We start from the raw sequence: 12,089 nt of genomic DNA, 5'->3' as shown, positions 1-12,089 counted from the left end.
CACACTTTTCCTGGAATTGCTCTAGTCGACCGGCTTGATCTTGCCCAGCGGGATAAAGCCGAGCGAGGCCTTGCCCTTGACCACCTTGAGCGGCATCGACGGTTCGTTGCCGAGCAGCGCCAGGGCGGCAAAGCCTTGTTCGATCTGGTTCTTCTGCTCGGGTATGGCGGCGCCGAGAATGGCGGCCACGGCTTTCGGGTCTTTCAGTCTGATCATCAGATCGGCATCGACCAGACCCTCGGCGTCGACCGACAGCGGCCCGGAAACGGCGACGTGCGCCGTGCCAGACGACAAATCGAGCCTGCGGATCTCGATAGCTTGGCCGCGCAGGCTTTTCAGTTGCGTGCCGATCAGTGCCAAGCCGTTCTTCAGCGTCGCCTCGCCACTGGCGTCGAGCGGCGGCAGGACGCGGCCCCCGATCGCATCGGGATCGATCTCCAGATCGCGGAAGCTGCCGATATAGTCGATATCCCTGCCGTTCGGCTGCAGCTGGCCCGCCGCCCTGCCGGCGCTGAACAGTTGCACCGGATCGGTGTCGTCGGCCGGATCGGTCTGGCCGGACAGGCCCTCGGCCGTGAGCGAAATGCGCCGCGGCAGCGGCCATGAGAGCTTGACGTTGGCCTGCAGATCATCCCAGTCGATCCACAGCGGCACCATGCCCGGAACCGAGGTCCTGAGCGGACCGCGCAGGTCCGCGACCGGCGACAGCGGCTGGATGATCTGGGCGACGGCGTTGAAGGAGCCGGCGGAGGCGGCAACGTTCTTGGCGTCGTCCTCATAGGCAAGATTGTCGCAGGAGACGGCGAAGCTCAGGGGATAACCGCTGACCTGGAGATTGGCGCAGCCGGCCTCGATGCCACTCTTGTTGAGCGTGGCGACCGCCTTGTCGGCTTCGCTCCGGACCCTGTCGGCGAGATAGAACCAGCCGCCGCTGTAGATGGCGAACAGCGCGATGACAAACGCTGCAAGCCAGAACAGGCGGCGGCGATGCTTCGGCTGGCGTTCGTCAGTGGACGTCATGCTGCGGTTCTCGTTCACGCATCGGGGGCTGTGGGCGGGCTGTCGATTCTGGCAACGACAATAGGTAGACAGAGATGGACGGAAAAAACACCGATTCCGGTGTGGTGTTGCCATTCTTACGCAATCAGGCACGGCGATATGGGCGATTTTTGGGTGTTTGGCTATGGTTCGTTGATATGGCGGCCGGGGTTCGCGCATGTCGAGACAAGGCGGGCGCGCCTGCATGGCTATCGTCGCGCGCTGTGCGTCTATTCCTTCCTCCATCGCGGCACGCGGGAACGTCCGGGGCTGGTACTCGGCCTTGACCGCGGGGGCTCCTGCGTCGGGCTGGCTTTCCGGGTGCCGGGCGAGTTGCGGGACGAGGTCGTCGCCTATCTGCGGGAGCGCGAGCTGGTCACCAATGTCTATCTCGAGCGCATGCTCAATGTCCGCCTTGACGGCGGCGGCACGGTCGAAGCCGTGGCCTATATCGTCGACCGCGGCCATGAGCAGTATGCCGGTGCGCTCGATGCCGCCCACGCCGCTGATGTGGTGCGCGGCGCTGTCGGCCAGTCCGGCAACAACGAGGACTATGTGTCGAGCACGCTCGACCATCTCCGGGCGCTCGGCATTCGCGACCACTGGCTGGAAGACGTGGCGAGGCGGATCGCGCCTTTGTGAAGCGCTGGTTCCGCGGAAAAATCCGGTGAGGCCTTTGACCTCGATGCGGCAAGACCTAGCTTAGGCCTCGAACCCGCAATGGGCGGCAGCCGCCCAATCCCACCCACGGAGATCAGCCTTGCAGAAACGCCGTCTCGGTCGCACCGACCTTTCCATCGCGCCCCTGGTTCTGGGCGGCAATGTCTTCGGCTGGACCGCCGACGAGAAGACGTCGTTCGACCTGCTCGACCGCTTCGTCGGCGCTGGCCTGAACGCGGTCGACACAGCGGACGCCTATTCGCGCTGGGTGCCCGGCCATCAGGGCGGCGAATCGGAAACCATCATCGGCAAATGGATGAAGGACCGCGGCAACCGTGATAAGGTCGTGGTGATCACCAAAGTCGGCTCGGACATGGGACAGGGCCACAAGGACCTGTCCGCCGCTTACATCGAAAAGGCCGTCGATGCATCGCTGAAGCGGCTTCAGACCGAATTCATCGATCTTTATCTGTCGCACTGGCCGGATCCGACCACGCCCTATGAGGAAACCCTCGGCGCCTATGAGAAGCTGCTCGCCAAGGGCAAGATCCGCTACGCCGGCTGCTCCAACCTAGACGCCGCCCAGCTACGCGCCGCACTGGACGTGGCGAGCCTGCGCAGCCTGCCCCGCTACGAGGTGCTGCAGCCGGAATACAATCTCTACGACCGCTCGTCGTTCGATGGCCCGCTGCGCGATCTCTGCATGGCCGAGGATATCGGCGTCATCACTTATTTCAGCCTGGCCAAGGGTTTCTTGAGCGGCAAATATCGCAGCGAGGCGGATCTCGGCAAAAGCGAGCGCGGCGGCGGGGTGAAGGACTACCTCAATGCGCGCGGGATGCGCATCCTCGCGGCACTCGACGCGGTGTCTGCCAGGCATTCGGCCAAACAGGCGGAAGTGGCGCTTGCCTGGGTCATCGCCCGGCCGGGCGTCACCGCGCCGATCGCCAGCGCCACCAAGCCTGAACAGATGGACAGCCTGATCAAGGCGGCGTCGCTGGAGCTGAACGCCGACGACATGGCCGAGCTTGACAAGGCGAGCGGCTGAGCCGCCAACAGCGCGCACGATCGTCCAAGACGATCTCCCCGACCTTGCCATACCGTCATTGACGCTTGGCAAGACAGGAGGCGCGGATGGCCGGCTCGTTTTTTTCGCAGCCGGATCTGTGGCCTCAGTTCGCTGCGCTGATGCTTGCCGCCATGGTCGTCATGGGCAGCCCGGGACCGGCGACGATAAGCGTTACCGCCGTCGGCGCGGCTTTCGGCCTGCGCCATTCCCTGAGCTACGCCTCAGGGGTGATCCTGGGCACGATCGCCGTGCTTCTGGTCGTGGCAAGCGGGGTGAGCGCTATGCTTGCCGCGATGCCGCGGCTCGCGCCGCTGCTCGTCGCTGCGTCGGCTGCCTATATCCTCTATCTCGCGTTCAAGATCGCCACCGCGCCGCCCCTGGCGGCGCATGCAGGAGAGGCCGCGCGCCCGACATTCGCTGGCGGCTTCCTGCTGGCGGTGGCCAACCCCAAGGCCTATGTGGCCATCGGCGCGGTGTTCGCCGGCGCGTCTGTTGATTGGGGCGCCGGCGACATCGGCACCGCGCCGAAACTGGCGGCCCTCGCGTTCATGATCGTCGCCATCCATGCCGTGTGGCTGCTTGCGGGCGCCGCTTTCGCGCGCTTCCTGCGCAGGCCGGTGGCCTCGCGCATCATCAATCTGGTCTTTGCCGCGACGCTGGTGCTGACGACCGCACTGGCCGTGTTCGCTTGAACGTTGCGCGAGCGGCCGTCGGCGCCGATGGCCGCACTTCAGGCTTTGGCGCCGAGTTCCCGCAGCCGCTTCACTGCCGTCGGCGGCAAGGCGGGCGGATTGGGCGCGCGGGACGCGTCGATGAGGAACTGGTCGCAGGCGGTTTCGGTTTCCCCGATCAGCCGCCGCATGAATTCCTCCTTGTCCAGGCCCGGCGGGATCGGCGGCAGGAAGCGCGCCTTGATGGTGCCGGGATAGCGCAGGAACTTGCGGCGCGGCCAATAGAGGCCGGCAACATGGGCGACCGGCACCACGGGAATGCCGAGCTGTGCATAGATTTCGACGATGCCGTATTTGTAGGCGGGTTCGTCGCCGGGCGCGCGGCGGGTGCCTTCGGGATAGATGATGAGCTGGCGCGGGTTGCGCGCGATTTCTTCCTTTGTCGCCGCAACCACCGCCTTCAGCGCCTTTGAGCGGCTGCCACGGTCAACCGGGATCATGCGCATTTTCAGGATGTACCAGCCAAAGAACGGAATCCAGGTCAGCTCGCGCTTCAGGATGTAGAGCGGATCCTGGAGATAGGGGAAGAAGGCGATCGCGTCCCAGAAGGACTGGTGCTTGGGCGCCAGGATGAAAGAGCCTTCGGGCAGATTTTCCAGCCCGGTGATGTCGCTCTTCGTCCCGGCGATCTTGTCGTAGAGCCACATCGAGGTGCGCGACCAGAACTTCGGCACGAACCAGGCGCGATGGCGCGGCGACAGGAAATAATAGGGAGTCCAGAGGATCATCTGGACGATCAGATTGACGTAGAAGACGAAGTTGAACGCCAGCGATCGGACTTGGAGCATTGGGGGAGGCCCGGTAAAGAGGTGTGCGTTGGTTACACCAAGCGGGCGCAAAAAGGAAATGGCCGAAGATGCCCCGAATGGCGTCGAAAAGCGTTTCGGCTTCGCCTGAAGGTCCAGCCGCGCTACATCAGCCGCGCCAGTCTTTCTTTCAGGCGCGGGGCGGCGAAATCGAGAAATGCGCGCAGCTTGACCGGCAGCAGGCCGTGGCCTGCGTGCACCAGGCTTACCGGCCAGGGTTCCGGTTCGAACTCCCGCAGCAGCACGCGCAGCGCGCCTGACCGCACCGCCGCGTCGATCTGGTAGGACAGCACCCTCGTCAGCCCGACGCCGGCGAGCGCGGCATCGATGGCCGCTTCGGCGGTGTTGACCTGGAGCCGCGAGCGGATCCGAACCGGCATCTCGGTCTTGCCGGCGGTAAAGCTCCATGTCGAGAGCGCGCCCGGCCCTTCGAAGGTGATGCAGCTGTGGGCCTCGAGGTCCGCAAGCGTCGTCGGGGCGCCGCGTTCGGCCAGATAGCCGGGGCTCGCGCAAACGACATGGCGGATCGTACCGATCCGCATGGCGACAAAACTGGAGTCGGGAAGCCGGCCGATGCGGATGGCGAGGTCGAAATGGTCCTCGACCAGTTGGGTTATGCGGTCGGCCAGCGTCAGGCGGATGTCCACGTCGGGATAGGCGGCGAGGAAGCCGGTCACGACCGGCAGCACGTGCAGGCGGCCGAATACGACCGGCGCGGTGATGGCCAGTTCGCCCGTCGGGGCGCTGTATTCGCCGGCCGCCATGCGCTCGGCCTCGCCGACCTCGCCCAGGATGCGACGGCAGGCGGCCAGATAGGCCTGGCCGGCATCGGTCAGCGTAAGCCGGCGCGTCGAGCGGTTCAGAAGGCGGGTCTTGAGATGCCGTTCCAGGTCGGAAACCTTGCGGCTGACCGTCGCCAGCGGAATGCGAAAACGGCGCGCGGCGGCAGACAGGCTGCCGGCCTCCGCCGCGGCGACAAAAAGCGACATGGCTTCGAGCCGGTCCATGGTTTCTTCCGGAAATTGGAAGGATAGATTACAAATATGGCATCTACATCTGCTTGATGGAAGCCTCCATATTGGCCGTGACGCTGACGGCCTGGGTCGAGAAAGGAATTGTCATGTCGCAAGACCGCCCGCCGCTGCCGCCATTCACCGCGGAAACCGCCGCGCAGAAGGCGCGCATGGCCGAGGATGCCTGGAACTCGCGCGATCCAGCCCGTGTCGCGCTTGCCTATACGGCAGACAGTCGCTGGCGCAACCGTGCCGAGTTCCTGCAAGGGCGCGATGCCATCCAGGCTTTCCTGACGCGCAAATGGAGCCGGGAACTCGACTACCGGCTGATCAAGGAGGTCTGGGCTTTCCATGCCAACCGTATCGCCGTGCGTTTCGCCTATGAGTGGCATGACGACAGCGGCTCCTGGTTCCGCAGCTATGGCAATGAGAACTGGGAATTCGACGAACATGGGCTGATGCGGCTGCGCATCGCCAGCATCAACGACCTGCCGATCGGCGCTGCCGACCGTAAATACCACTGGCCGCTCGGCCGGCGGCCGGACGACCATCCGTCGCTGTCGGAACTCGGGCTTTAACCCTTCCGGGCAAGAAAGGCTATCGATGGGCGCGCATGCTTTCACCAGCGACGTCGCTTTCACACCGACTGTTAAGGCGATCCAGGCCCGCAAGGGCTCGCGCCAGGCCTATTCCCGGGTCGAGGAGCGCGGTGGTTGGCAATCGGGGATTACATCGGACCTTGCCGCCTTCATCGAGATGCAGACCAGCGTCTTCCTGTCGACGGCCAACGGTGTTGGCCAGCCCTATATCCAGCATCGCGGCGGGCCGGCCGGCTTCCTCAAGGTGCTCGATGAAAAGACGATCGGCTTCGCCGATTTCGCCGGCAACAGACAGTTCATCACCCAGGGCAATCTCGCCGACAATCCGCAGGCCTTCCTGTTCCTCATCGACTATGCCCATCGCCGGCGCGTCAAGATCTGGGGCAGCGCGCGCGTGGTGGAAGGCAACGCCGAACTGATGGCGAGGCTGATGCCGCGGGATTATGCGGCACGGCCCGAACAGGTCATCCTGTTCACCGTGGCGACCTGGGATGCCAATTGTCCGCGGCACATTCCGCAGCGTTTCGAGGCCGCCGATGTGGCGGCGGCGCTGGCCGAACGGGACAGGCGGATCGAACGGCTCGAACAGGAAGTCGCTCGCCTGCGGCAGGCGCCGGTCGTCACCAAATGATGAGGTGCCGAGGCAGGTTCAGCTGCCGGCGGCGATCTCGGCCAACGCGATGCCGTCCGGCGTCGGCTTCACCGGAACGATGCCGCGCGCCAATGCCAGCAGATATTTGTTGTATTCGGTGAACAGAACGCGCAGTGCCCGCGGCTTGGTCAGCCAGCCGCCATTGTCGAGATTGCTGTTGACCACCGGATAGGGTTCGAGCTTGGCCTTGTGCAGCAGCCGGCCCATTTCGAGCAGGCTGCGCGGCATGTGGTAATTGTTGGTGACGAGGATCACCGTGCCATAGGCATGGCTCTCGACCCATTTGGCGCTTTCCTCGGCATTGCCGATCGTGTCGAGCGCGGCGCGGTCGATGTCGACGCAGCAGGAAAACAGCCTGCTGTCGCCGCCGGTCGCGGCCTGAAGCTGACGTCGGCTGGCGGAGGGATGCACACCGCTGATCAAAAGCCGCGCGCCCTTGCCCGACGCCAGCAGCTCCATCGCCGCATCGAGGCGCGATTGGCCGCCGGTCAACACGATGATCGCGTCGGCCCTGGCCGGGTTGGCAGGGGTGGTCAGATGACTGACAGTGTTGGCGAACCAGCCGAAGCCGCCGGCAAATAGGGCGACCAGGGTAAGCAACGCGAAAGAAGAAACGCGCAGCACGGCCGAAACCCGGTCGCGTCCATGCGGACGCGCCGCCAACGCCGGCATCGGTCCAACGGTACTGGTCGAGTCCCGCACCTCCATCATGGCATGGTTAATCCCGAAATGCGGCCTTTGGTAGGAAAAAATTGCAATTTGCGTTACGGCAGTTCTTCATACGTGATCGATCCTGGTTATTCGACGTCGTCATGCTTCAGGCTGGCGGACGTCGATGTCGCTGAGATAGGCGACGACGGTGGCGTGCGAGGTTGCGGCCGTCAGCGCGCCGATGACCAGCACCATCAGCACGACACCGAGATAGCCGGCCGAGCCGATGGCGAAGTTGCCGAATAGCGCAGTCGCCTGGTCGGCCTGCGGGGTCGCCATGTTGCGCGAGGACCACCAGGAAAAGACGATGAAGACGGCGACCGCGGCGGCTCCGCCGGCGGCCGCGCCCTTCATGCCGGTGATCAGGAAATGGCGGCGGAACTCGCGGGCGATGAAACGCGCTTCGGCGCCGACGAAATGGAGTACCTCGATGATGTGGCCGTTGCCGGCCATGGCGCCGCGCGTGGCGAACACCACTGTCAGCACCGTCGCCGAGAGCATCAGCGCCAGCACCGCGATACCGATGGTCACCGTGGTGCGGGCCATGGCCACCAACCGGTCCACCCAGGTGCGGTGATCGTCAAGCGATGCGCTCGGCAGCTTCGGCGTGATCGCGGCGCGCATGGCGGCGAAATCGGGCGGGTTGTTCTCGTCGATGGTGACGATGATCAGCCGCGGCACCGGCAGTTCGTCGATGTTGAGGCCCGAACCCAGCCATGGCTCCAGCAATCTGGCGGTGGCGTCGCGGTCGATGATCCTTGTCGCCTTCACGCCGGGGAATTCGCCGGCGATCTGCGAGGCCTGGGCCAGGGCTGCCTCCATGTCGAGGCCGTCGACCGGCTTGATCTGGATCGTCGCCTCGCGCGAGATCTGGTTTTCCCAGACCGAGGCGGTGTCGCGCACCAGCGTAACCGCGCCGAAGGTCAGGCAGGAAAGGAAGGTCATGATGGCGATGACCAGCACGAGGGCGCGGCCGGCGATGTTCTGCGCCGGCACGATGGGCGCCATCTTGCGCTGGACGCGCGGCCTCGGCGCGGCCGCTTCGTCGGCCTGTGCGTCGAGGTGTTCGGCGGAAAGCTCAGTCATAGATGTCAAGCCTCCCGCCGGCCAGGATCATGCGGCGCGCATCGACCTGCTCCATCAGGCCGAGATCGTGGGTCGCGATCACCACGGCGGTGCCCAGGCGGTTGAGTTCGATGAAGAGCCTGAGCAGGCGTCGCGCCAGCGGCGGATCGACATTGCCGGTCGGCTCGTCGGCCAGCAGGATCTCCGGCTGCTCGATCAGGGCGCGGGCGATCGCGGCCCGCTGCTTCTCGCCGCCCGACAGGACCGGCGGCAGCACATGCATGCGTTCGCCGAGCCCGACCCATTTCAACAGCTCGGTCACGTCGGTGCGGTAGCTCGTTTCCTCGCGCCCGCGCACGCGCAAGGGCAACGCGACATTCTCATAGGTGGTCATGTGGTCGAGCAGGCGGAAATCCTGGAACACCACGCCGATGCGGCGCCTGAGATGCGGCAGTTCGGTGCGCGAGATGCGGGAGCGGTCCTTGCCGAAGATGGTGATCAGCCCGCGCGTCGGCTTCAGCGACATGAACAGAAGGCGCAGCAATGTCGTCTTGCCGGCACCCGAAGGCCCGCTCAGGAACTGGAAGGAGCGCTCCGGTATGTGCAGGGAGATGTCGCGGAGGATTTCCGGACCCATGCCATAGCGGAGGCCGACATTTTCGAAGCGAATCAATTTCGGCGACCTGAAATTCCTAGAGCGTGATGCCGAAAAGTGTGAGACGGTTTTCGGGCGACATCATGCTCTATCACTCTAATTCGGAGGCGGATTCAGATTTCAGGTCGATTTGACCTGAAATCGGAATCCGTCGGCGGCGAGCCGGCCTGGGAAAAGACCATCGGCCGGCATGGTTAACCGGCGGTTAATCGGTGGGTTGTTTCGGCTCGTCACGAGGACTCCGGTGGGGAAGCGTTAACCATTTCCCTTTACGCAAAAGAAACGAAAAGCGAACGTGCAGCAATGCTGGGGCCATGATGGCTGAGGATCGAACCGCGCGCCCGGTTTCCGGCGAAATCATGACCGATCCGCCGGCAAATGCCGCGCCGGAGCATGTCCTGCGCGCCGGCGCGGCGGATATCGTCGATGCCGACTATGTGGTGGTGCCACGCGCCGCGCCCCGTGCCGAAGCTATTTCGCCGCCGCTGCGTGTCATGTCCATGCCATCCCTCGAAGGCATGGACATGCTGCGCAAACCCGAGCCGCCGGCGGAGCGGCCACCGGCGCCGCGCGCTGGGCCGATCTTCTGGATCGCCGGCATCGGCGCCGCCTTCGCTGCTTTCTGGGTCTCCGGCGGCCATGCACTGGTGCGCCAGGCGCCGCTCCTCGCGGGCGGACCGGCATCGGCATTGAGCATTTCAGGGGTCACGTCACGCGTGGACGCGTCCGGAGCCGTGCTGTTCGTCGATGGCGAGGCCGCCAATGACGGTGCGAATCCGGCGACGCTGCCGCCGCTCGAGATCCGCGTCACCGGCAATGACGGGCGCACAACGCGCTATACTTTGGGGACATCCAGCCGCTCATTGGCGCCAAGTGAAAGATTCGGCTTTGCCAGCCGGCTCGACGTGCCTAGAAACGGCGTAAGGACGGTGTCGGTCACCTTCGCGGAATAGCATGTGCGACAGGTGAGGCCGGCCCGCAAACGGCTGATGTCAGCGCTTCCGGTGCGCGAAGGCCTTAAAGTCTTGAAGGGACGAAGCATGCCAGTTGTGCGCGGCAAGGACATCGAGGTCCTGTTTTCGGCGTCGGCCATCGCCCGGCGCAATCTCGAACTCGCCAAGGAGATCGCCGGGCACGACTATCACGATCTTCTGGTGATCTCGGTGCTGAAGGGCTCGTTCATCTTCGCCGCAGACCTTATCCGCGCCATGCATGATGTCGGCCTGTCGCCAGAGGTTGAGTTCATCTTCATCTCCAGCTACGGCGCGGGCACCACAAGCGGCGAGGTAAGGGTGCTGCGCGACATCGACAACGAGGTCGCCGGCCGCGACGTGCTTCTGATCGACGACATTCTGGAGTCGGGCAAGACGCTGAGCTTCACCCGCGACCTGATGCTGTCACGCGGCGCCAGAAGCTGCGCCATCGCGGTGCTGCTCGACAAGCGCATGCGCCGCCAGACCACCCTCAATGCCGATTATGTCGGCTTCGACTGCCCGGATTATTTCGTCGTCGGCTACGGCATGGATGTCGCGCACGCCTTCCGCGAACTGCCGTTCGTCGGCGTCGTCAAAGGCGATGCGTGAGGCAGCGGCAAATACTGAAAAAGGCCTTAACGGCTTCAAGAAAATAACCCATGCCGGAGCGCCGGGCCCTTCAGAAAAAGTCAACGTTTGCTCGCCAAACATGCCGGCCATGGCAAAGCTTCTGATCGTCGAGGACGATGAGTCCGTCCGCACCCTCGCAGCCCGGGCGCTCGAACGCGCCGGGCACGCAATCGACATCGCCGCCGACGGCGCGCAAGGGCTGGCGCTGATACGCGCCGCGAAGGGCGGCTATGATCTCGTCGTCTCCGACATCCGCATGCCCGAGATGGACGGCATCGAGATGGCGATTGCAGCTTCGGCACGTTTCCCGTCGATGAAGATCCTGCTGATGACCGGCTATGCCGATCAGCGCGAGCGCGCCGAGGAGTTGAACGGCATCATCCTCGACGTCGTGCAGAAGCCGTTCACGCTGGCCGAAATCCGTTCACGCGTCGAACGTGCGCTGAGCATTTTCGCCTGATCAGGCAGGATCGGCAGCGACGAGCACGGGGGGCTTGCGCCGTTCGGTGTTGAGCGCCAAGAGGCCAGCTCCGATGATAAGGGCGGCGCCGATCACGGTTGTCGACCGCGGCACTTCGGCGAAGAACAGAAAACCCCACAGCGGCGACCACAGGATGCCGGTGTATTCGAAGGTGGCGACGCGGTTTGCCGGCGCCATCCGGTAGGCTTGCGACAGCAAGATCATGCCGGCGGAAGCGACGAAGCCGCAGGCGGCCATCTTGAGGAAATCCGGCATTGTCGGCCACAGCCAGGGGCGCACCAGGAATTCCAGGCTGGGATGGGCCGCATGATTGATGCCGGCAAGCCAGAACAGGCTTGCGACCAGTGCCGCACCGGCGAGATAGGCACCGTTCTGGTAGAAGGCCATCACGGTCGAGGATTCGGTGTCGCCGATCTTGCGCGCCATCAGTTGCGAGAAGCCGTAGAGCACCGCGGAGCCCAGCGACAGCAGCGCCGCCCAGTCGAACAGTCCCGCACCCGGGCGCAGCATCACGACGACGCCAAGCAGCCCGATCAACACGGTCGCCAGCGTCTGCCAGGAGACCCGTTCGCCAAGATAGGGCCCGGCCAGCACCATGATGCACAGCGGGGCCATGAAATAGAGCGCCACGGCATCGGCCAGGGGCAGGGCGGCGATGGCGAGGTAGTACATGGTGTAGGAGGTGAACTGGATGAAGGCGCGCATGGTCAGCATGCCGAACCGCCGCGACAGGATCGCACGCAGCCCGACATCGGCATGGACGAGGACAATCAGGATCGGCAGGGCGACGATCGCGCGGATGGCCATCACCTCGGTCACGGGGTAGCCGCCCGACACCGCCTTGACGAGCGGGTCTTGCAGCGAGAAGACCAACACGCCCAGGCACAGGCTCAGCATGCCGAGCACCATCCGATTGCGCATGAGGATCCCAAGCTCCCGTACCAGGACGCAAGCAAGCTTGCAGCAAGCTAAAAAGAACCCGCCACCGTTTCGGGCAGCGGGCAT

Annotated in this window: 15 protein-coding genes; 8 read left to right on the top strand and 7 right to left on the bottom strand. The window is 64.5% G+C overall.

Features of this window, described 5'->3' with window-relative positions; all coding sequences use genetic code 11:
- Window positions 1–21 precede the first annotated feature (21 nt).
- Entirely contained in the window at window positions 22–1,020 is a 999-nt protein-coding gene (locus FJ964_RS26625) for a DUF2125 domain-containing protein (RefSeq protein WP_140553300.1), read from the bottom strand.
- Between the two features lie 138 nt (window positions 1,021–1,158).
- Between FJ964_RS26625 and FJ964_RS26620 the strand changes: the two genes are divergently transcribed.
- The 3 genes from FJ964_RS26620 to FJ964_RS26610 all read left to right on the top strand — a co-directional run bounded on the left by FJ964_RS26620 (window position 1,159) and on the right by FJ964_RS26610 (window position 3,459).
- The gene (locus FJ964_RS26620; protein ID WP_140553298.1) at window positions 1,159–1,680 is read left to right on the top strand and encodes a gamma-glutamylcyclotransferase; all 522 of its coding nucleotides are present in this window, start codon (window positions 1,159–1,161) and stop codon (window positions 1,678–1,680) included.
- Between the two features lie 118 nt (window positions 1,681–1,798).
- Window positions 1,799–2,746, top strand: coding sequence for an aldo/keto reductase (locus FJ964_RS26615; RefSeq protein WP_140553296.1), 948 nt, complete (start codon window positions 1,799–1,801; stop codon window positions 2,744–2,746).
- Between the two features lie 86 nt (window positions 2,747–2,832).
- Window positions 2,833–3,459, top strand: coding sequence for a LysE family transporter (locus tag FJ964_RS26610; protein ID WP_140553295.1), 627 nt, complete (start codon window positions 2,833–2,835; stop codon window positions 3,457–3,459).
- A gap of 38 nt (window positions 3,460–3,497) precedes the next feature.
- Here the strand turns inward: FJ964_RS26610 and FJ964_RS26605 are convergent, their stop codons facing one another.
- Together FJ964_RS26605 and FJ964_RS26600 are read right to left on the bottom strand one after the other, a co-directional pair.
- Entirely contained in the window at window positions 3,498–4,286 is a 789-nt protein-coding gene (locus FJ964_RS26605) for a 1-acyl-sn-glycerol-3-phosphate acyltransferase (protein ID WP_140500784.1), read from the bottom strand.
- 122 nt (window positions 4,287–4,408) lie between these two features.
- Window positions 4,409–5,311 carry a LysR family transcriptional regulator gene (locus FJ964_RS26600; RefSeq protein WP_140553293.1) on the bottom strand — a complete coding sequence of 301 codons (903 nt, stop codon included), beginning with the start codon at window positions 5,309–5,311 and terminating at the stop codon, window positions 4,409–4,411.
- 113 nt (window positions 5,312–5,424) lie between these two features.
- Between FJ964_RS26600 and FJ964_RS26595 the strand changes: the two genes are divergently transcribed.
- Together FJ964_RS26595 and FJ964_RS26590 are read left to right on the top strand one after the other, a co-directional pair.
- Window positions 5,425–5,895 carry a DUF1348 family protein gene (locus tag FJ964_RS26595; protein WP_140553291.1) on the top strand — a complete coding sequence of 157 codons (471 nt, stop codon included), beginning with the start codon at window positions 5,425–5,427 and terminating at the stop codon, window positions 5,893–5,895.
- A gap of 25 nt (window positions 5,896–5,920) precedes the next feature.
- Window positions 5,921–6,547: a pyridoxamine 5'-phosphate oxidase family protein gene (locus FJ964_RS26590; protein ID WP_140553289.1), complete on the top strand. Its 627-nt coding sequence runs from the start codon at window positions 5,921–5,923 to the stop codon at window positions 6,545–6,547.
- An 18-nt stretch (window positions 6,548–6,565) separates the two neighbouring features.
- Here FJ964_RS26590 and FJ964_RS26585 read toward each other — a convergent pair whose 3' ends face one another.
- The 3 genes from FJ964_RS26585 to ftsE all read right to left on the bottom strand — a co-directional run bounded on the left by FJ964_RS26585 (window position 6,566) and on the right by ftsE (window position 9,017).
- Window positions 6,566–7,279: a YdcF family protein gene (locus tag FJ964_RS26585; protein WP_140553287.1), complete on the bottom strand. Its 714-nt coding sequence runs from the start codon at window positions 7,277–7,279 to the stop codon at window positions 6,566–6,568.
- 99 nt (window positions 7,280–7,378) lie between these two features.
- Window positions 7,379–8,365, bottom strand: a complete 987-nt coding sequence (locus FJ964_RS26580) for an ABC transporter permease (RefSeq protein WP_140553285.1) — start codon at window positions 8,363–8,365, stop codon at window positions 7,379–7,381.
- Entirely contained in the window at window positions 8,358–9,017 is a 660-nt protein-coding gene (gene ftsE / locus FJ964_RS26575; RefSeq protein ID WP_027054078.1) for a cell division ATP-binding protein FtsE, read from the bottom strand. The genes FJ964_RS26580 and ftsE overlap by 8 nt, the downstream gene beginning before the upstream one ends.
- 296 nt (window positions 9,018–9,313) lie before the next feature.
- Here ftsE and FJ964_RS26570 point away from each other — a divergent pair, with 296 nt between their 5' ends.
- The 3 genes from FJ964_RS26570 (at window position 9,314) to FJ964_RS26560 (ending at window position 11,063) form a co-directional block, all read left to right on the top strand.
- Window positions 9,314–9,952, top strand: coding sequence for a cadherin-like beta sandwich domain-containing protein (locus FJ964_RS26570; protein ID WP_140553283.1), 639 nt, complete (start codon window positions 9,314–9,316; stop codon window positions 9,950–9,952).
- 87 nt (window positions 9,953–10,039) lie between these two features.
- Entirely contained in the window at window positions 10,040–10,582 is a 543-nt protein-coding gene (hpt, locus tag FJ964_RS26565; RefSeq protein ID WP_023677924.1) for a hypoxanthine phosphoribosyltransferase, read from the top strand.
- A 109-nt stretch (window positions 10,583–10,691) separates the two neighbouring features.
- Window positions 10,692–11,063 (top strand): response regulator, encoded by a 372-nt coding sequence (locus FJ964_RS26560; protein ID WP_181172630.1) that lies wholly within the window; start codon window positions 10,692–10,694, stop codon window positions 11,061–11,063.
- Here the strand turns inward: FJ964_RS26560 and FJ964_RS26555 are convergent, their stop codons facing one another.
- A complete protein-coding gene (locus tag FJ964_RS26555; RefSeq protein WP_181172629.1) occupies window positions 11,064–12,005 on the bottom strand; it encodes a DMT family transporter in 942 nt (313 codons plus the stop codon).
- Window positions 12,006–12,089 lie beyond the last annotated feature (84 nt).

It is taken from the genome of Mesorhizobium sp. B2-3-2 (genome assembly GCF_006442295.1).
In the GTDB taxonomy this organism is placed as follows: Bacteria; Pseudomonadota; Alphaproteobacteria; order Rhizobiales; family Rhizobiaceae; genus Mesorhizobium.
Note: the sequence above shows the minus strand (reverse complement) of the source record. Positions and strands in the feature narration are given on the sequence as shown.